Annotated in this window: 20 protein-coding genes, 1 pseudogene and 1 riboswitch; of the genes and pseudogenes, 8 read left to right on the top strand and 13 right to left on the bottom strand. The window is 35.3% G+C overall.

Annotated elements, in window-relative coordinates:
* Positions 1–3: 3 nt before the first annotated feature.
* Together ACFXN8_RS12790 and ACFXN8_RS12795 are read right to left on the bottom strand one after the other, a co-directional pair.
* Positions 4–744: a GntR family transcriptional regulator gene (locus tag ACFXN8_RS12790; protein WP_386845521.1), complete on the bottom strand. Its 741-nt coding sequence runs from the start codon at positions 742–744 to the stop codon at positions 4–6.
* A 661-nt stretch (positions 745–1,405) separates the two neighbouring features.
* Positions 1,406–2,266 (bottom strand): AraC family transcriptional regulator, encoded by an 861-nt coding sequence (locus tag ACFXN8_RS12795; RefSeq protein ID WP_386845523.1) that lies wholly within the window; start codon positions 2,264–2,266, stop codon positions 1,406–1,408.
* Positions 2,267–2,830: 564 nt separating this feature from the next.
* Between ACFXN8_RS12795 and ACFXN8_RS12800 the strand changes: the two genes are divergently transcribed.
* A complete protein-coding gene (locus ACFXN8_RS12800) occupies positions 2,831–3,160 on the top strand; it encodes an NUDIX hydrolase (protein ID WP_376070018.1) in 330 nt (109 codons plus the stop codon).
* A gap of 31 nt (positions 3,161–3,191) precedes the next feature.
* Here ACFXN8_RS12800 and ACFXN8_RS12805 read toward each other — a convergent pair whose 3' ends face one another.
* The gene (locus tag ACFXN8_RS12805) at positions 3,192–3,401 is read right to left on the bottom strand and encodes a hypothetical protein (RefSeq protein ID WP_386845525.1); all 210 of its coding nucleotides are present in this window, start codon (positions 3,399–3,401) and stop codon (positions 3,192–3,194) included.
* A 22-nt stretch (positions 3,402–3,423) separates the two neighbouring features.
* The gene (locus ACFXN8_RS12810) at positions 3,424–3,600 is read right to left on the bottom strand and encodes a sporulation protein Cse60 (protein WP_156304561.1); all 177 of its coding nucleotides are present in this window, start codon (positions 3,598–3,600) and stop codon (positions 3,424–3,426) included.
* 218 nt (positions 3,601–3,818) lie between these two features.
* Here ACFXN8_RS12810 and ACFXN8_RS12815 point away from each other — a divergent pair.
* The 3 genes and pseudogenes from ACFXN8_RS12815 to ACFXN8_RS12825 all read left to right on the top strand — a co-directional run.
* Positions 3,819–3,994 (top strand): annotated as a pseudogene (locus ACFXN8_RS12815) (IS1595 family transposase); the annotation flags it as partial.
* Between the two features lie 82 nt (positions 3,995–4,076).
* Positions 4,077–4,487, top strand: a complete 411-nt coding sequence (locus ACFXN8_RS12820; protein WP_386845528.1) for a hypothetical protein — start codon at positions 4,077–4,079, stop codon at positions 4,485–4,487.
* Positions 4,488–4,615: 128 nt separating this feature from the next.
* Positions 4,616–5,719, top strand: a complete 1,104-nt coding sequence (locus ACFXN8_RS12825; protein WP_386845530.1) for a hypothetical protein — start codon at positions 4,616–4,618, stop codon at positions 5,717–5,719.
* 109 nt (positions 5,720–5,828) lie between these two features.
* Here the strand turns inward: ACFXN8_RS12825 and glnA are convergent, their stop codons facing one another.
* Positions 5,829–7,163, bottom strand: coding sequence for a type I glutamate--ammonia ligase (gene glnA / locus ACFXN8_RS12830; protein WP_376069772.1), 1,335 nt, complete (start codon positions 7,161–7,163; stop codon positions 5,829–5,831).
* Positions 7,164–7,618: 455 nt separating this feature from the next.
* Here glnA and ACFXN8_RS12835 point away from each other — a divergent pair, with 455 nt between their 5' ends.
* The 4 genes from ACFXN8_RS12835 to ACFXN8_RS12850 are packed head-to-tail and all read left to right on the top strand — an operon-like array spanning position 7,619 to position 11,338.
* Positions 7,619–8,749 carry a SpoIIE family protein phosphatase gene (locus ACFXN8_RS12835; RefSeq protein WP_386845532.1) on the top strand — a complete coding sequence of 377 codons (1,131 nt, stop codon included), beginning with the start codon at positions 7,619–7,621 and terminating at the stop codon, positions 8,747–8,749.
* A 3-nt stretch (positions 8,750–8,752) separates the two neighbouring features.
* Complete coding sequence (locus ACFXN8_RS12840; protein ID WP_386845534.1) at positions 8,753–9,175, top strand: ATP-binding protein; 423 nt, start codon at positions 8,753–8,755, stop codon at positions 9,173–9,175.
* 27 nt (positions 9,176–9,202) lie between these two features.
* On the top strand, positions 9,203–10,897 hold the full coding sequence (locus ACFXN8_RS12845; RefSeq protein WP_386845536.1) for a methyl-accepting chemotaxis protein: 1,695 nt from the start codon (positions 9,203–9,205) through the stop codon (positions 10,895–10,897).
* Positions 10,898–10,951: 54 nt separating this feature from the next.
* The gene (locus ACFXN8_RS12850; protein ID WP_376069762.1) at positions 10,952–11,338 is read left to right on the top strand and encodes an STAS domain-containing protein; all 387 of its coding nucleotides are present in this window, start codon (positions 10,952–10,954) and stop codon (positions 11,336–11,338) included.
* A gap of 181 nt (positions 11,339–11,519) precedes the next feature.
* Here ACFXN8_RS12850 and ACFXN8_RS12855 read toward each other — a convergent pair whose 3' ends face one another.
* The 8 genes from ACFXN8_RS12855 to sigX form a co-directional block, all read right to left on the bottom strand.
* Entirely contained in the window at positions 11,520–12,866 is a 1,347-nt protein-coding gene (locus ACFXN8_RS12855; protein ID WP_386845538.1) for a sodium-dependent transporter, read from the bottom strand.
* A gap of 292 nt (positions 12,867–13,158) precedes the next feature.
* Positions 13,159–13,611, bottom strand: a complete 453-nt coding sequence (locus tag ACFXN8_RS12860; protein WP_386845540.1) for a cytidine deaminase — start codon at positions 13,609–13,611, stop codon at positions 13,159–13,161.
* Between the two features lie 262 nt (positions 13,612–13,873).
* Entirely contained in the window at positions 13,874–14,785 is a 912-nt protein-coding gene (locus ACFXN8_RS12865; RefSeq protein WP_386845542.1) for a glycine betaine ABC transporter substrate-binding protein, read from the bottom strand.
* 974 nt (positions 14,786–15,759) lie between these two features.
* Positions 15,760–15,954: a hypothetical protein gene (locus tag ACFXN8_RS12870; protein ID WP_386845544.1), complete on the bottom strand. Its 195-nt coding sequence runs from the start codon at positions 15,952–15,954 to the stop codon at positions 15,760–15,762.
* Positions 15,955–15,968: 14 nt separating this feature from the next.
* Complete coding sequence (locus ACFXN8_RS12875) at positions 15,969–16,850, bottom strand: tyrosine-type recombinase/integrase (RefSeq protein WP_386845546.1); 882 nt, start codon at positions 16,848–16,850, stop codon at positions 15,969–15,971.
* An 84-nt stretch (positions 16,851–16,934) separates the two neighbouring features.
* Positions 16,935–17,519: an ECF transporter S component gene (locus ACFXN8_RS12880; RefSeq protein WP_376069747.1), complete on the bottom strand. Its 585-nt coding sequence runs from the start codon at positions 17,517–17,519 to the stop codon at positions 16,935–16,937.
* 222 nt (positions 17,520–17,741) lie between these two features.
* A riboswitch (FMN riboswitch) is annotated at positions 17,742–17,932 on the bottom strand.
* Between the two features lie 313 nt (positions 17,933–18,245).
* The gene (locus ACFXN8_RS12885) at positions 18,246–19,532 is read right to left on the bottom strand and encodes an RNA polymerase subunit sigma (RefSeq protein WP_386845548.1); all 1,287 of its coding nucleotides are present in this window, start codon (positions 19,530–19,532) and stop codon (positions 18,246–18,248) included.
* Positions 19,529–20,062, bottom strand: coding sequence for an RNA polymerase sigma factor SigX (gene sigX / locus ACFXN8_RS12890; protein ID WP_376069741.1), 534 nt, complete (start codon positions 20,060–20,062; stop codon positions 19,529–19,531). Before sigX ends, ACFXN8_RS12885 begins: the two co-directional genes overlap by 4 nt.
* Positions 20,063–20,554 lie beyond the last annotated feature (492 nt).

Consider the following 20,554-nt stretch of genomic DNA (forward strand, 5'->3'; position numbering starts at 1 on the left):
TATTTAAGTAGTTGTAATTATTATTTCAAAACTATTTTTATCTCCTCTATATCGTGCAATGGAATATTCAATTGGTTCATCTCGATAGTTAAATCCAATGGAAATAAATTTTTGGATCGCCTTACCTTTTTCCATATTTAAATAGTCAAAATCGTATTTTTCCGATTCAACTGCTTCGATATAACGTCTAATTTTACTTATTTGTGTTTCTATAGATTCACCTAAGATAGGATACAAAGATTCTTTTACAAAATCCTTTTCGAGCACAAATTTACATTTATCATATGGAAGGTACGTTTTAACCATCACAATTGGCTCATTATCTGCAAATCTTCTTCGATGTAAATAAATAACTTTTGAGCCTAATGGAATATTTAATTTATCTGATACAAATCCAGGTATATCTATTACTTCTAATTCCACTACTTCCGTGCTTGGTGACATACCAAGGTCTCTTATTTGATCATTAAATGAACCAAGTGCTTGAATAAAGCTTTGTTCAATTTTTGGCGCTTTTACAAATGTTCCTTTACTTTTTACTCTGTATAACCATCCTTCTTGAACGAGTTCAGCTACTGCTTGACGTACAGTTGTTCGACTAATGCCATAAATAGCACTTAATTCTTTTTCTATTGGTATCGCATCACCTACTTTTAATGTTCCATTTTTAATATCGTTTAAAATCAATTCCTTTAATTGATAATACAAAGGAATTGGTACTGATTTATCTAATTGATGAGCCATAGTTAAACCTCCAACATGCAGCTATTTAAAATAAATAAGCCCGTTTTTTAGTCAGTAAAGTTCCTTACTATATAGAACTTTCCATAAGATTATTTTATAAATGTTCTAGTTAAAAGCAAAGTATTTTGAAATATTTACATATATGCTTAGTTAATAATCAAGATAAATCCTCTATTAAACGTCACAGATTTTAAAAAGGATTTCCTGCATGAGCGAAGGGAAAATCTGTACAAACACATTAACTGAGACATAATTGATTACAATACAAATCGGACTTTATTTATATAAACCAAATGTAAATGATATATTTTCATCATCAATAAAGAGAAGGCTCAACATTAACTAATCTCACTAAAAATTTTTCAAGCTTTTTTCTCTTACAATATCTAGCTTTTTTATAGTAAAGATATGTGTATATAGCTCTCCTCTATATATAATTAATAATGAAAAATCGTTGAAAAATTATATACTTTAGAAAATTCAGAACTTACTTCTGGTTCATTATAGCACTAAGTTAAAATATATCAATGTTATTATGTAATGACATAATGATATATTTTAGTTATGAGATGCAGTGTTTATGTTGGACTACACTATATAAAGCATCCTCACTACAAAAATGGAATTGGCAAACGAATTGTTTACCAATTCCATTTTATCTTTATTGAATCGGAATCCAAATTTCAGAATAAAGGTCGGGACTAAATGGATCTTCGTCCGAGTACACTTCCAGCTCAGCTGTCCCAGTAGGCTCGTACGGGTTGGATGGGAACCATTCAGAGTAAATTTGTTTCCAAGTTTTTTGCATAGCATCCGGCATTGGACCGTGTACTTCAAACACAACCCATTTTGATGCTGGTACTTCCATTGCTTTCAGTTCTTCTGGAACATCCCCAATATGATCCGTTGCAATCCAATAATCAATAAAACCATTTTGTTCGCTGGCATTTGGTGCACAGACGCCAAGCACCCCTTTAATCTCTCCATTATTTAATGCAAATAATTGATGATCTATCCCCTTGCTGTTAATTTCATCCCAAAACTTCGGGATTTCTCGCAAATTCTCACCATTTTGATAATTAAACGTTCTTTTCACTCCTACCACTTGAAACTCTTCTTTTTCTACGATTTTATACTTCATTGGTTCTGCTCCCTTCAGGCTCACCTGGATAATTAGGCGATTGTATGATTGTAGTTGTCCTTGCTTCTTTCTTGTTTCACTAGGCGTTACGTGGTGCTGCTTACGAAATGCCTTGGTGAAAGCTTCAGGAGAGTCGTAGCCATATTTGTAGGCGAGATCGATTACTTTTTGCTCTGTATTTATTAATTCCTGTGCAGCTAAAGTTAACCTTCTTCGTCTTATATAATCTGCAATAGACATATCCGTTAAAATCGAAAAAGTCCGTTGAAAATGAAAGACCGAAGAATTTACCTCTCGTGCAATTTGCTCCATTGTGATGTCATCTAATAAATGCTCTTCGATATAATTTATTGCTTTTTGAATCGACTCAATCCAACTCAATTGCTCTCACTCCTTGTTTATAGCTTAAAACATCAGAATTAGTTATTCCTGTCTTTTTATGCTAACTTTGGACTGGTTAAAATGAAAGCTTTATTTTTATTGGCACATCACTATAGCGTGGGATTGATTTCCGTTCCGACTGTGCGCTTTGTTGCTGCCGCTTCGCTTTCGCACAGAAAACATCCGCTTCGCTGCAGGGTCTCGGGCCAACAGATGTTTTTTGCGCGAAAGCGTAGTGCTAACGCAGCGTCAGCAAAAGGGTTTCATTCTGTGCGAAAGCGTAGTGCAACGAAGCGACAGCAACAGCACCGATGTTGGTCACGACGGCGTTATCACAGGATGTGATGCTTTTAGCCTTCGTTCCTCTATTGCTGATCCCCGAAGAGTCGCCCAGCCTCCACTACAATCAACCTATTTACATAGTTATTAATAAATTTCATCTCAACTTTTAGATACTATAGGTTAAAATTAGTATTAAATAACAGAATTAGATTGGAGGTATTGATATTGGTTAAATGGCAAGGAGCTGCAGGAATTTGTTTAAATGAAGATAATCAATTATTGATGGTTTTACAAGGTACTAAAGAAGAGGCAAAAACATGGGCAGTACCATCTGGCGGAAAAGAAGATACTGAAAATTTCGAGGTATGTTGTATTCGTGAAGTGTATGAAGAAACAGGATATGTAGTAGACATCATCAGAGAAGTGTTACAAAAAAATAATGATGCAGTGGAAGTTCGTTATTTTGAGACGATCATTACTGGTGGACAAATGATGATACATGATCCCGATGAATTGATTTATGAAATTGCGTGGAAATCAAAAGATGAATTACTCGATTTAACATTATCCTTCCCTGAAGATAGACAATTTCTTTTATCATTTTTTCAATAAACCTCTCTTCCGCGGGTAAACTCTTAAAATATTACTTCATTTTTACCTTTTCAACGGCCGCTTCGTATATCAATTTATCACCGATTTTAATATATTGATTTCTCGCTGCCTTACAATAGCCTTCTTGTTCTAGAAAATCCTTTAGCTCCGATTTCTTCGCAAATATTTTTTCAATGACATTCTGCTCCACTTCAAATTCATCTGTTCTTTTAGCAATGGATACCCAATATATTTTCGACAAGTTATTTCCCCCTCTGGATCAATCATTTATAAATAATTAAAGCTGAATGTATAACTGTATGTTCCCCTATATATAACGTATTGTATTTAATATCAACTATTAAATACTCGCTTAAATCTAATAAAGCGTTATTAATATCATGTTCAAATTGTACAATATCATTATTTTGAATCGTTACTACTTGAGTTGCTTGCGTCATACATTTTCACCCTTTTCTTCTAATCATAGTTTAAAAGGAAGTATTTGTCACAAAATATTTTCGGTAGTAGCTGGGAACGCAATAGGAGTAGATAGACCACGAGAATATTATACGGAATATTCGGTAATATATGCTTCAAATTCCTTTTTAAACATGAGATGATTGGAGCGAAGCTGAGCAACTTCTTAGGATCAGCATTAAGATGAATCCCTCAAGTTCGTTTTAAAGGTGTTGCAACTAAGTATCTTGATAATTATCTTACTTGGTTCTTATTTGTCGATATCGTAGTAACGAAAGTACAAAACACAATATTAAAGAGTTCTTGTTTACATCTTTTTTGTTCGAAATGACAGATACCATTGAAAGTCTTCGTCTGTCCATATTTAATTTTTAGCTGGTTCTGCTAAAGATAGGAGTTTTAGTATGGATATAAATGTAACGGCGGAGATTTTAATAGGTCTTTATACTGTTCAGATGTGATTAAATGGGCTGATAATGTTATTGAACGCCTTGATAATCCACCGTATGAAGTAATTGAAATATCATTGTCTTCACAGGAAAAACCCATTGATGTCTGTTCGAAATTAAAATTGTTCAATGGAGGTTTAAATAATGACGACCTTCCTTCTAAGATATTACTCGGACTGCTGAACGAATATTTTCTTTCAATCAACAACGTATCAGACGTTTTTTCAATGTTATTCCGATTAAGTGACCATTTACAGTTAGAAGAAAGTAATGAGTGGATAGAGGTTGAAATGAATTACTTGTCGGATGCTTTTTATTTAGCAGACCAAAATATATATGGTGATTTGAATGAAGTGGGTAATAATTTAAAGAATTATTTATCTCAGTTCGAAGATTATGCAAAATATTTATCCATATAGCGGCATTTATGAACTACATGAAGTTGAAATATGATTGAGAAGCCCTTTCCCTAAAATTCATTTTAAAAAACAACATTAAACATTAACGTAGCCTATAAAAATATCGTAGTTCAAATGGAGAGATTCACTTGAAAATAATAGAGCGAACAATAATACTATCGTGTGCAGCTATATTCCTATTCATTGTTTTTAAAGCCGTATATAATGGTGTACTGTCAAATAGATCTTTAATTAAACCGCAAAGTTCAAATTATTATCAAATAATCGATAAAGATTTTAATAAAACAGTAGACGTACCTTTTACTGATATCACCTCATATAAGGGTAATGCTGACTATATTTATATGAGCGTAGATCAAGAGAGTCCTTCTCTTGATAATAAAATTGTTCAATACAATCGCAAGACTCAAAAATGCACAACCATTTTTAACAGTAAATTTAAATTACCGTCAGTTCAAGGGATAGAATTAAATGATAATTGGTTATTGTGGGTAGATACCGATGAAAACGGAGGGTATCTGAATCCATATTTTATGAATTTAAAGACGCAAGAAATTCAACCATTAACAAAAGAAAATGAAGAAAATGTTATTAATTATTTCCCCATACTGATCGGAGACTACGCTACTTGGATTAAAAAGGACAGAAAAAGTGAAAAAGCGGAAGTTATGCTTAAGAATCTCAAAACAGACGAAACTATAAGTATAATTAATTCAAATAGCTTTACATTCAGAAATATGTCTTTGTCTGCAAAGGATGGAAAAATATTATTTACTGATGAAAAAGATCATTTTGGATACCTCTATTTATATGATGTAAAAAGTAAAGAAATAAAAGAATTTAAGAGTTCATATGAATTTATTGATAGGGCAAGACTACTAAATGATCGACAATGGGTTTACCTAACATTTGACGACCCTTCTGAACCTTCAACTGGTGATGGTAAGCTAATTTTTTATGACGCTTCGACAAATCATACGCAAGAAGTTGTTTCGGATATTGATAGTGTAAGTGATCTTAACACTGATTTTAATGATCAAATATTTTTATATTTCAATGAAAATGAGTACTATAAAAAATTTATGATAAAGGATCATCTATTAGTTGAGGATGGCTGGTTAGAAATACCTAACTTTTATAGATTTTCAGCTGAAAATGGTGTTTATATCCATGATCAAGAACTTCCAAATGGAAAATATAATTTAGTTATCCAAAGTAAGCTAACTAACTAAAAAGGGCTATCCCTATCAAGGAAAGATTGGGATGGCCTTCTTCTTTATAAAATTTGAAAGACATTTTAGATCAAAAAAGTGTTGGAGCACCAAGCCCCAACACTCCCCTCTAATACATTCTTAAATATTCTTCCCGCTCCCAGTTATGGACACGCGTGCGGTATTTATTCCATTCTATTTCTTTTGCAGCAGTGAATTTTTCAAAGATATGGTCCCCAAGTGCTTCGCGTATGATATGATCCATTTCAAGTTCAAGGAGTGCGTATTCCAATGACGATGGGAGACTGTCGATACCATTCAATTCACGTTCAGCTCGTGACATTTTATAAATATTTCGATCTACTGCATCCGGTGGTGTGAGATTTTTGCGAATTCCATCGAGCCCAGATGCTAAAATAACAGCCATTGCTAAATAAGGGTTTGCTGCCGGATCGACGGAACGAAGCTCGATACGTGTTGATAATCCTCTTGCAGCTGGAATTCGAATAAGTGGTGATCGGTTTTGTGCAGACCATGCTACATAGCAAGGAGCCTCATAGCCCGGCACTAATCGTTTATAGGAATTAACAAGTGGGTTTGTGATAGCTGTAAAGCCGTGTACATGTTTTAGTATCCCTGCCATAAAGCTACGCGCTGTTTGGCTCAATTGCAATTCTGCACGTTCATCATAAAACGCATTGTTATCCCCTTCAAATAATGATAAGTTGAAATGCATACCAGAACCGTTAACACCGAATAGTGGCTTTGGCATAAAGGTTGCATGCAGTCCATGCTGTGCAGCTATCGTTTTTACAACAAGCTTAAACGTTTGAATATTATCACATGCTTCGATAGCATTTGCATATTTAAAGTCGATTTCATGTTGACCAGGTGCAACCTCATGGTGTGATGCCTCAATTTCAAAGCCCATTTCTTCTAACTCTAATACGATATCACGTCGACAGTTCTCCCCTAAGTCAGTTGGGGCTAAGTCGAAGTATCCACCACTATCATTTAACTCAAGCGTTGGATGCCCTTTTTCATCTAGCTTAAATAAGAAAAACTCTGGCTCTGGTCCTAAATTAAATGAGCTAAAACCTAACTCCTCCATCTCCTTTAAAACTCTCTTCAGATTGGAACGGGGATCGCCTTCAAACGGTGTACCATCTGGTCTAACAATATCACAAATAACACGGGCCACTTTGCCTTTCTCCGCAGTCCACGGAAAAATGACGAATGTATCACGGTCAGGACGCAAATACATATCTGATTCTTCAATACGTACAAAACCTTCAATTGATGAACCATCGAACATAATTTTATTGTCCAATGCTTTTTCTAATTGGCTAACTGGTACTTCAACGTTTTTTATTGTTCCTAATATATCAGTAAATTGTAGGCGAATAAATTTCACATTTTCTTCCTTAACACGAAGTTTAATATCCTCTTTTGTATAACATTTCATTTTTCACCACTCCAATGTAATTTTAATTAACACAGATTTTTATAACTGTTTTTAAAATACATTAAAAGGATGTAAAACACAATATCTATGTAAGGTTTTGTTACATGCATTTTATCGAATATATTTATCTTTTTTTCAGATGGATAGAGTCCCCTCTCTGAATATCATTTAAAGGTGTCTTTAGACTTATAATAAAGCGCTTTTGTTAAAAAAATTTTGACTTTATTGCTTGAAGCAAGAACTTTTTTTCCATATTTTATATCACATTAGTCTTGTATAATATCATATTTATTGGTAAATTTATAGCAAATTAGAATTTCTATATTATTCATTAGATAAGTAAATATGGCGTATATATAATAGTCGGAAATTATTATATCAATTTTGCCTTGGCGTAATTTCGTCCGAGGCTTTATCTTCTGTTAAAGATACATAAGGCGGTGAATGTAGGAAGCATGTCAGTATTAATTATTGGCAACGTAAGTAATGATGCGTTGCGTCTGCAAAAATATTTTCATCGTATCGACATCAATAATATTCATTGCTTCACAACAACTGACGCAGCAATGAATTATTTATCAGATTCTTTGAAAGAAGAGCTGGAATTAATTATTCTCGATGCAAAAATGACGCTTAAAAATTGCGAGAATATTTGTCAACAAATTGGCGAACTAAAAAACTGGGTTGATACCCCTATCCTTCTTTCTACTACTTACGAAAAAAGCATTACAATTGATAGGGTTTTTGAAGCCGGGATTTTCGATTTTATTTTAAAACCATTTGATTTCACTCAATTTAAAACTCGGATTCAGGTGGCCCTTAAATATCAAAAGGAAACAAAGCTCCGAAAGCAGCAAGAAAGTATTATTCAAAAAGATTTAATTGTCGCGAAGAAGTTCCAAAAAAATGCACTATCCCCCCCATTGAATCTGGAGCATATTCAGATCGATGGACTTTATGTTACATCCAATACATTAGGAGGCGACATGTATTGTTGGTTTAAGATTAACGAACATCTAACTGCCATTCTTCTTTACGATGCAATGGGGCATGGAATTGCCGCATCACTCGTTACAATGTCCATTAGATCTTTGTTAAAAGGAATAATTACGAAATTAATTGATCCAGTTTTAGTAATTCGAGAACTTAATCGCCAAATTTACGAGTTATTTTCTGATGAAGATATGGACCGTTTTTTAATGACAGCTATCTACATACTCATTGATACGAAAAACGGAACTGCACACTATGTTAATGCGGCTCATCCATCTGGTTTCTTATTTGGAAAATACGGAGAAACGGTGTTCCTTCCAGCAAATACACCTATTCTAGGGTTATTCCCAACTATTCATATCAATAAAAAAACGATACCTTTATCCGGATGGCATCGCCTAATACTTTATACGGATGGATTATTGACAATAAATGAGCAACAAGTCGTTGATATGGACTTTTTCCATTCATACGCTTCACAAGATAATAGCTATGCCTTGCGAAAATTTTCTCAAAAATACGACTTATTCGACAATGATTACAGCGATGATATAACAGTAGTTTCAATAACAATTACATTACAGGGTCGGTGATTGATGATGGAATTCATACTCAATGTAAATCCTGATACACAAGCTATAGCTTATGTAGATCAAGTTATGGAGAATTATACAAATATATATAATCTACCTTTTAAAAGAGAAATACGATTTGTCGTACACGAATTAGTTATAAATGCTGTAGAAGCTATGGAAAAGCTTGAACCATACTCCAAAAAGGTAATGCAAGTACATGTATCCCACTCTCATGAAGAAATAAAAATAACGGTTACCGATGAAGCAAAAGGGATCGCTGAAAAGGATTGGGATAAGGCCCTACAATTTGATTTAAACGAACTCGATTATTCAGATCGTGGGCGAGGTTTATTTTTTGTAAAAAATATGGTCGACCATATTTGGTTTGAAAATATATCTGCAACAAAATTTTTAGTTGGTATTTCAAAAAAGATTCATGTATAAAGTAAACGTAAAATTGGAGGAGTTTTCATGAAGCTGTCAATCCGAAAGAAAATGAGCCTGTTAATATTCGGGTGTATTTTGTTACTTACAACACTTTTAGCTGGAATTAATTTTTATGTTGCCAAAAAAAATCTTTTAGAAAGCGCAAATACAAAGCTTTTATCAGATATTCAACTGGGCTATGAATATTTAGATGCTAAATTCCCTGGAGAATGGTCCATTAAAAACAATCAATTGTATAAAGGCGACGTCAAAATGGTAGACAATTTTGACGTCGCTGATAAAGTTGGAGAGCTAACAAACGGAAACGTCGTCTCGATCTTCCAAAACAATACTCGCATTAGTACAAATATAGTCGAGAATGGCGAACGCGCATTAAATACAAAGGTTTCTGACGAAGTTGCGAAAGTTGTGTTAGGAGAAAAAAAACGTTTTATCGGATCAGCAAACGTCCTAGGTAGTATGCATCAAGGAGCCTACGACCCCATTTTAAACAGCCAAGGAGATGTTATTGGCGTATGGGCAACAGCTGTACCTACCGCTCCATATATAAATATTGCTACAAAGTCTGCACTTGAAAATGTAGCGGTCTCCTTAGGAATTGCCATTTTAATGATTGTTGGGATTAGTTGGTTTTTACAGCGACAAATCATCACACCCATTAATATTTTAAGTACAAATGCCAAAGATTTAGCAGATTTAAATTTAAATGTAAAGTTATTAAACCCTAAAGGTAAAGATGAGATTGCTGTTTTAGCAAACGCCTTCAGTGATATGAAAAATCACTTAACGGAGACGATGACAATCGTAGCTAGTAGCGCCAACCAAATAACTAACTCATCGCATTCATTAGCAGAGTCATCACACCAAACAAGTGAGGCTTCTAACCAAATTGCACTTACGATGAACGAAATCGCCGTTGGCACTACGACTCAATCTGATCAGGCTGAACAAATAGTGTCAATGATGCAAAAAACGATTGAAGAAGTATCAAGTAGTTTACAAAAGGCCGAGAACACGTTAAATAGTGCTACAGAATCGACCCATATTGCACGTAAAGGTGAAGAGGCTATTAATGAGGCTATCAAACATTTAAGCGACGTCACACAAACAGTGTCTTACGCGACAGATTCTATCCAAAAACTCGGTAAACGCTCCGAGGAAATCGGTGGCATTATTACTGTTATTACCGGTATTGCTGAGCAAACAAATCTACTTGCCCTCAATGCAGCCATCGAAGCAGCACGAGCAGGTGAGCAAGGAAAAGGGTTTGCAGTTGTTGCATCAGAGGTACGCCAGCTAGCTGAACAATCAAGTTTAGCATCAGGACAAATTACAAATCTCATTAATGATATTCAGGCTGAAACCTCTGTGACCGTTCGCACAATGGAAAGCAATCTGCTAGCAGTAGAGGAGCAAGTAATAATTATCAATAAAGGAGGAACAGCTTTAAAGGAAATTGTTGAAAAAGTCGAAGAAACAGAAAAAGGCGTTGAGCAAATGAAAGCTGCATTTACGCATGTAAACAACAACTCCTTAAGTGTTCAACAAGCTATTCAAGATATTTCCCGTATCATTGAAGACTCTGCAGCAGCAACAGAAGAAATAGCCGCAACATCAGAAGAACAATATGCAACCGTTGCAGAAATTACGCAAAGTTCAGATGAATTAGCATCAATTGCTGATAAATTACAAAATGAAGTCAATAAATTCAAGTTTTAATTTCTATAGATTTAGAATTCCCTAACATGAAAAAGAAAATGGAGGCGCTATAGTATGAATCAGAAGAAAATCGCGATGGATATTGACACAAGGGCTGATTATATTTTGATTGCGTTTACTGGCGATTTAGAATACGGGATGATTGAAGAGTTAAAAAAAGAGCTTCAATCGTTAAGCTTGGAAACAAAGCATGGATACATTATCGATATGCAAAAGGTTACAAATATTGATAGTACCGGCTTTGGCATGATCGTCAATTTCGCAAAGAAAGTAGCTGTAAAAGAAAAGAAAATCGCCATTATTGTCGTCGATAATTTCATTCGCAACTTGTTTGCTATTTCGCAAGTCGATAAAGTATTCCCTCTTACTGAAAGCGAAGAGCAAGCAAGACAAATCATGAAAGAAGGCTGGTTAGGCGAGCTCTCGCTCAGCGAATATTAACCCTATTGCTGCCCCCATCATTATCAATTTCGCCTGGATGTAATTACGTCCAGGCTTTATCACTACCTTCAGAGGTCGGAATCTGCTGTAGCTGACGCTTCGCTTTCGCTACCAACACATTTGCTGATTGAAGATAAAAAAGAAGGTTGCATTCTGTAAAAAAGATTGCAACCTACTCTCTTTAATATTGTAATAGCATATTTACAAACACAACGATAATCACAGTGGGTACCACTATTAACATCAAAAGACGATATGTTGAATAGAAACCCTGCCCCAACTTACTTCCTATTAACAATTCTTTCTTCACAAATTCTTTATCAACTACATACGCAATAAAGATAGCAATCAATAAGTTACCCAACGGAAGCATTAAATTAGAAACTAAAAAGTCGGTTGCATCAAAAATTGTTTTCCCAAAGATTGATACGTCCGCTAATGTACTTGATGAAAGCGCTGCAGGAATCGCCGCAATAAAGACTACTACACCTAGTAGCATTGTCAACGCAGAACGAGACATACGCCCTTTCTCAATAAATGCCGCTACGATAATTTCATATAAACTGAAGGAAGAAGTTAGCGTTGCAAATAAAAATAATAATAAAAACATCGCTAAGAATATTTCTCCAAATGGCATTTGACTAAATGCTGTTGGCAGAACCGTAAATAATAAGCCTGGTCCAGATGCCGGTTCTAAATCAAAAGCAAATACAACAGGGAAAATGGCTAATCCTGCTAAAAACGATACAAGCACAGTGAGAAGAACAACAGAGCCCGCAGAATTCGGTAAGCTTACATCCTTCTTTAAATATGAGCTGTATGTCACAAGACAAGAAAATCCTACCGCTAAGCCAAAGAAGGACTGCCCTAACGCTTCTAATATAGCCTTACCAGTTATATTAGAAAAGTCAGGCCACAAGAAGAATTTAACCCCCTCCATTGCTCCATCTAATGTTAAAGCCCGCACAACAAGCACAATAAACATAATAAATAATAAAGGCATCATCCACTTATTGGCCTTCTCTATACCATTTTGCACACCAAGTGAAATGACTAGTACATTTACTAGCGTAAACAATCCTAAACCTACTAATGTAATCCACGGTGTCCCTACAATTTTTCCAAATAGCTCACTAGGGTCATTGGCAGGATCAATAACAGCCCCAGTCACACCAAGGCCACTATATATAAAAATCCAACCTCCTACAACACTGTAAAAAGTTAATAATAAAAAACAACCGAGCACACCCATACGACCAACCCAAGCCCAGCCTGTTTTCGTCGGTGCAATTTTTTTATATGCAGTCACAGCCTCAGACTGAGTACCACGACCTAAAATATATTCTGATAATAACATCGGTAAACCAATCAACAATGTAAATAGAACAAAAATTAGGAAGAACGCTCCTCCACCACTTTGTCCAGTAACATACGGCAGCTTCCATATTGCCCCTAGCCCGATTGCAGCTCCTGCCGATGCTAAAATAAAGCCTAGTTTACTAGACCACTGACTCTTTTTTTCACTCATCTCTTCAAACTCCTCTAACTCTCTAAACTCTTCTTTATTTTACATGAAAATACTATACTCGACTAGATTAATTCTATATATTACTTTTACGCAATATTATCCAACACTTCAATCATTCTATTCATTCTACACAAAAAACCTCGAGCGATTAACAGCTCGAGGTCTCATCTAAATTATTTTGTTATATACATAGAACGCTGATGATGAATCCATTTACGTATTGTTGTGAATAGTAATGCCATGATGATAGTAATTAAAATACCTTTCACAATGTTAAATGGCAAAATACCAGCTACGATCGTATTGAAGAAGGATCTTTATATACATATCCCCTAAGTCGTTTAGACACTTTTTTAAGATCAGGTTTTTTTACCGAACTACCTTTAACTGTATTATAATCTTCAATCTGAAGTAGACCTTCATTGTCTAAGTTATAAACAAATAATTCTGTATTTCTAACATTTTTTAATGCGTTAAGAATAGGTGTAGGAAGAAAATCCACCGTATCACCTGCCTCAGCTATAGCCTGGAAATCACCTTTTTGATAACCATTTGATATTGCCGTAAAAATAGCGGTTCTCTCTGCACAGTTAGTTGCACCTAGAGAAACATTTTCTACGTTTACTCCATTAATTACAGCTCCATCTTTTAGTAATAATGCTACTCCAACTGGAAATTTGGAATAGGGTACGTATGCTTTCGCTTTCATCTTACGTGCACTTTCCATTAATAACTCTTTGTTCATAATATCCACCCTTTTTTCTACGAATGAACTTTTTAAAGTTCCCTTAACGTCAACATTTTGTTGACAGGACTATTAATACTATATGTGAAATAGATATCTGTCAGTATAATAGATGTAACAAAAGATTCTATTAAAAATAAACATATGCTAAAGTATCTTTAAAAGTGAAGATGCCTCGATGAGATAAACATCGAGGCATTTTTAGGGTTAAATATGTGAAAGGCTGTTTGAAGGTCAAAATTATTCAGTAGTTAACTTTTTATTACTTCTTAGGCTGTAAATCCTCAATTGAGTCAATGTCCATATATGCAGGAACTACAAATCCATTTTTTGTACCTTTTAAGTTCTCACCTAAATCAACTAAGTCATCCTTATATTTTTCATAAAAAGAGCTATGTGTTGTTGGTAACCAAGCAGCTACTGTTGCATCAGCTACGCCTGTAGCGATAGCTTGAAACATAATTGCAGGATCTACAGGTGTGATTGTGACAGTGTATCCGAGTTCTTCAAATACAGCCTGTAATACACTACTCGAAGCTCTTTCTGAATCCCAAGGTGTTGAAGCTAATTCAATTTCTTTTCCGCTTACTTTTTTCGTATCTTTTGTCCACTCACTTACTTTGTCTTGGTTTTCTTCTATCCATTTGTCTGCTGCATCTTCAAATGAACTCGTTTGTGCTTCAAACATTACAGCTTCCATATCCTCTGGTTCCCAATAAAATCTATCCAAAATTGTATACGCATCCGGTAAGTCTTTTTCCAAGCCCTTACGCGCAAGTGTATTGATATTTTCCGATCCACCTAATGTCCCTTGAGGATCTTCTAAAAATTTCAAATCATAAGATGAAAACATCCAATGTGGTGTCCATCCGGTAATAATAATTGGATCTTCATTTCGAATAGCCTGCTCTAATGAACCTAACATCCCAGGTGTAGAACTTTGTTCAAGCTCCCAGCCTTTTAAGTTTTCATATTTCTCTATAGTATTTTCCGCCAGACCAGTCAACCCAGCTCCTGGTTCAATTCCTATAATCTTATAGTCCACTTGCTCCCCTATGCTTGGCGTAGTTCCTGTTGAATTGCCATTGTCTTTTTTGCTATCTCCATCTCCACAGCCTGTTAAAAGTAACGAAATAGCTAACCCTAAAGTGAGTCCTACAGATTTCAATTTCATCTTTTTTCATCCCCCTAGTTTGAAAACTTAGAGTTTTAGAGACTTCCTAAGAAACTCTTTATTAAAAATTTTTTACTCCGCTACCAAAAGTAACAACTTGATTTTAACAACAGGTTGTTACTTTTGTCAAACCACTCAATCTTTTAAATACCCATTTTTGCACGTTTACTAACATAATTCTTCACAAAAAAAAAGCCTTTGAACGGCTCTCAGTTCTTTATTTTAAAAAAATAAAAATAGCCTATCCATAAGGTTATTTTTCCGTGAGATATTTCCATAATTTGTTTAATAAATAGAATGAATATATTAAAATGAAGGTAAAAGATGATATTGTTTACTAATTCCTAATAAAACGTAATTATTGGTTGGGGGATAAAAAATTGAACAGAAATTCAATAGCAAATATATTCTTTTTTACAGGAAGCATTTTGCTCATATTAAAATTACCATTTGTAATGGGGTATTTAAACGAGGTTCGAGTAAACTACGATACATATGTTCCCTTATATAAGTAGATGTATTTTTTAGGAGCACTAGATTAAACAGTAGGAGGTATAACTAAAATTAGTTTTTAAATATTATTCGAAAAGATTTACATTTTTAAATTACAATGTGTGATGTATCCTGCGTAGCCGTAGCTACTCAGACCTTCCTCCCCTAGCCGTTTATGGTCGCTAACACCATTCAGACACCCAAGCAAACAAGGAAGCTTGTAGTGGTGTCCTATACCTTTGTGTGCGATGGGAAGGTAGTAACCTGTCAAGTTTAGATTCAATTGGTGTTACTAGGTTTCCACCAACGAGCCAACATGACCTCATGCTACCTAAAAAAGACAATAGAAAACTATAACTTTGCATTTCCACTTTTTTTGAAGTAGAATGAAGGCATGTTAACCGCTCATATTTAGTTGTATTGGTGTACCGCTAAATGCGTTGGAGGGTAGCATTGCGAGTGCTAACCCTCTATTTTATTGCTTATTTCTCTAATTCCTCAAAATATTGAAGCATGGCTTGTACATCTTCTTTTCTCAATGTCATTCGGCTTATATTAAATTGCCTACCATTGTGTAGCAAAGTATTTTCCTCAAAGGATACTGAATTAAATTCAGGATTGCATTGTGTTGTAATTTGACGCATACCATTTAAAGTTTCATGGATAATTGTTTTCATATGGTTTATCCTTCCTAAATGTCTAAATTATTTAATGGATTGTATTTGTCATTCTGTTCTTTTAAAGCCGATCCCCACAGTGCAAGATACTTGTGTCTGAGAATCTTTTGTAGCGTGAATACATCTCCTCCATTAACTAAAAATCGATGAGCAAACGTATGAGCCGACAATCTAACATCTTTAAAGTTCATAGCTATTTGCAGACGTTTAAACACGCTTTTAGTTGAGTCATAAGCCATTTGCGAGCCATCCCTGTTAACAAAGACGTATTCTGGCAATTCTTTAAAGTAGCGAGTACAAAAAGCCTTTAACTCGTTTAACTCATCAATAACCTTGTCTGTTAATGGCATTGTTTCCTGCTTTCTATTTTTCCCAAATATATATAACTGAAAATGTTGTTCATCAATATCTGACCACTTAATCCCTCTTAATTCTCCAATTCTAATGCCAGTACCGAGCAATAAGATAATAATAGTGTGATTTCTGTATGCCGTGTATTCATGATCCTTTCTTCTCAACCTTCTGTAATAGGAAAGCATTTGTCGAATATGCGAATCCGTGAATACTTCAATACGATAGTCAGTTTCTTGACGTTTTACTTTTTTACATGGATTAGATTTAATATACTCGTTATCCAATAAGTGGTTGAAAAAGGTATTGAGATTTTTTAGCTTAACATTAATCGTAGTTGGATTATTCCCTCGTTCATTTTTACAATATAATAAGTAACTTTTAATATGGGCATGTGTGACATCTGAAGCATCTAATACCTCGTTTTCAGTCGACCAGCGTTTGAATTCACGGAAAAATATTCTATATACATCTAATGTACTTTTGCTTAAATTCTGAAACTCTTTTTCCTCTAAAAAATCTGCAATCGCAAATTTAAGCAACAAAAAAAAAACACCTCCTAGACTTTAACAGTCCAATAAGGTGTCATTACTTGAACACTATCCTAAATCATACTTTTTTTCACGAAATTAACTCATATACATAGAACGCTGATGATCAATCCATTTACGCATTGTTGTAAATAGCAATGCCATGATGATAGTAATTAAAATACCTTTCACAATGTTAAATGGCAAAATACCAGCTACGATCATTTTATATAGTGAATCACCTACAACAGGCTCCATACCTAAAAAGTAAGTGTACATAGGTAAAAATACTGCATAGTTTAGAATGCTCATTCCTACTGCCATTACAATTGTTCCAGCAGCTAAACCTCCGATAAGGCCTTTAACTGTTTTAAAGCGATTAAAAACAAAGCTCACTGGTAGAATAAATAAAATACCTGTTACAAAGTTCGCGATATGTCCTACCGGTACTCCCGTTGGCGTGCCTGAGAAAACCCAGTCCAACACATTTTTAAATAATTCTACTAAAATACCGGCTACAGGTCCCATAGTGATTGCCGCTAGTAATGCTGGCATATCACTGAAGTCCACTTCCAAAAACGCTGGAAATGGCGGAATTGGGAAATTAAAAAGCATTAATAAAAACGAAATACTGCTCAGCATACCAATCGTAATATACGATTGAAGTTTAACATTTTTCTTCATAGAAAACTCTCTCCTCTTTGCTGATTCAATCTCGCAAGAAGAAAGGTTACGACCTCATCAATTATTATTATGAAAAAACCCTTATGCAAAAAGAGCATAAGGGAGAATAGGCATAATTAAAGAACGCCACTAATTAACTACTTTCGAGCTACCGCTGTGTAAATCCACAACGAAAAAACGCTCGTACATAGCTAAATTCATAACAATGAATGACGATCGTACCTCCATCTTCTCCCATCCAGACTTTAACTGTCGGCCTTGGAATTGCACCAAGTCAGCCATGCAAAAAAAATTATTTGCACAGGTCGCGGGCTGAAGAGTTTTTAGTAAATCATTCGAGCTAATGAAAAACATTAGCGATTTACAACTCTATTACCGCCGGTCGGGATTTTCACCCTGCCCCGAAGATGAATCAATATTTTTTTATTTCATAGCCTTACTATAATGAATTATGAAGGAAAAGTAAATAGCTTTGCTTAAAAAATTCCGATTAAACTTGTATGTTTTGCAGATACTCGCTAATAGCTCAGAACGCCACGTCCAGTGGTAACGACTGAGTGACCAACATTGAGGTGGGAGACTTCTGTACTTGACGCTTCGCTTTCGCTACAAAAAACATTTGCTGAAAGATGTTAAACTAACAAGAGCATTCACGCACATATAGCGGCGAGAATGCTCCGAAAAATTCACTTATAAAATTACATGATTTATTTGTTGTTATGCTATTTATGGCATATATCGTTTATTGGCTCCTACAGGCTTTGGCAAGAAATTTTTCAAATCAAATCCTTCCCAACTCTCCTGTACAACATTGTCTAGACGTACTTGTTGATCAAAGCTTGCAGCAGTAAGCATCATTGCTTCAATTAATTGGGTTGCTCGAACCACTTCCATTGTCGTTAAATCAAGCGGCTCGTTAAATGTAACAATAACGCCTTCTGCTACCTCTTTCACAGTGTATGTTATATTTTCCGGAATGACTGGAACGTATGCATCATCATTTTTAGTTCTCATATCGGTAAGAGCTTCTGTTACAGTGGAAAAGGTTTTACGAGAATCGGGTGATAAATATTCAACTCCATTTTCATCTTTATATAAATAATAATTAAAATGATTTGAACTTGTTAGTGCCATAGACTTTCTTGTCTCTTCTTCTTCGGAAAGCTCGTTTGCTGTACCATCAGGATTTTTGAATTCAATAGCTTTATACTCTGAGTCTGAGAAAGTATCCTGTAATGTCCCTAAATATTCTCCAGCATCTTTCGAAGCGACATCATATTCATTTTTCTTCGGCAATACATGAACCAGTTGATCGCCCTTCTCCTTCAATTCTCCTTTATATGGATGATAATTAGTAAAACCATTTGCTTCCTCATCAATTTGCGGCGCATACTGTTCGTACATTTGTAATGTTGTAGGCTTTTTCTTTCCAAAATCAGTAGCCACTCGTTCATTTGGAATAACATACGTCATCGGTACGCTTTCCTTATCACGATTTGCCAAACCAATATGGAATGCTACAGCATCAGTTAAATCATCTTCATAAACAGATGATCGTAGAGACATAATCCGTGAATGTTCTGATACTATGTTAGACTCCATAATACGATCATGGATAGAGCTATTGGCTGCACGATTATCCTGCATTGTTGAATATTGAGAAGTTTCAGGAGCATTAGCCTGATCCATTTTTGCATCATTATTATTCATGAACATAGAGCCTGTAAGTACTGTTAAAGCGAAGACAGCTGCAACACTCATAAAAATTGGCCATTTACGACCTTCCTTCTTTATTGTCGCTATCTCGGTACCTTCTTGTTGCCTATGTTGTTCTTGCGATGTTATTTCATCATCAATTGGTTGTTGTATAGCCTGAAGTTGGACATGATCCTGCAAGCGAGCATCTGCCAATAATCGATTTAATATTTCTTCTTTCGAACGGCGGTCAGAAAGCTTAGGGGCATTATTCAATATATGTTCCAGTTGGTCATCATCGAATTGATTATGTGTCATTGCCGTTTCGCCTCCTGTTCTCTAACCTGTTGTAGCTGTTGCCTTAAAAATTTAATGGCACGATGCTGTGTAGTTTTTACCTTCGCTTCTGTCCAATCTAATATTTGTGCTGTTTCTGCAATCGATAAATCTTGAAAGTAACGCATAATAATGACCATTTTTTGGTCACCTGTACAGTGTTCAAGTGCTGATTGAACCTGCATAAATTCATCACTTGCCTGCAGCACGTCTTCGGGTAATGGTGTGGTTGAATGTAGCTGTTCCGTTTCCCAATCAAAAAAATCAAGTGAATGTTTTTGGCGTACAGCCTGCTTTCTAAAATGATCAATAGCGACATTTTTAGCAATAGCAAAAAGCCATGTCTTTTCGCTGCTATTGCCTGCGAACTTATCATATGAGCGCAATACGCGAACATAAACCTCATGCGCTAAATCCTCAGCAAGTGTACGGTTTTTTACTAAATAAATAAGAAACTGGAACACGTCTTGATGATATGCATCGTATAATCGATGGAACACGGAGTCATTCAAAGCACTCCACCCCCGTTCTATTTATATTTGTCGTCTTAATGTTCATAGAAGTTACATCCAATTAACACCACTTTTTAACTTCTTTCAGCAAGGTTGTTGGCAGCGAAAGCAAAGCGGCAGCTACAAGTGTTTATGTAGCGACAGCGAAGCGACAGCTACAAATGTTTTTTGTACCGAAAGCGAAGCGGCAGGTACAAATGTTTTTTGTACCGAAAGCGAAGCGGCAGGTACAGATGTTTTATGTAACGTAAGTGAAACGGCAAGTACAGAAATCTCCCACCTCTATAGATGGTGAGAAGAATCCGTATTTAAGCTACTTTTCAGTGGGTGTCACGAAATCGGCTTTGTGCAAGTACAAAGCCGATTTCGGACACATTGTTTATCTGCGTGAAAGCGTAGCGACAGCAACAAATGTTTTCTGTGCGAAAGCGCAGCGACAGCAACAAATGTTTTCTGTGCGAAAGCGCAGCGACAGCAACAAATGTTTTCTGT

The organism is Lysinibacillus sp. NPDC059133, assembly GCF_042755925.1.
In the GTDB taxonomy this organism is placed as follows: Bacteria; Bacillota; Bacilli; order Bacillales_A; family Planococcaceae; genus Lysinibacillus.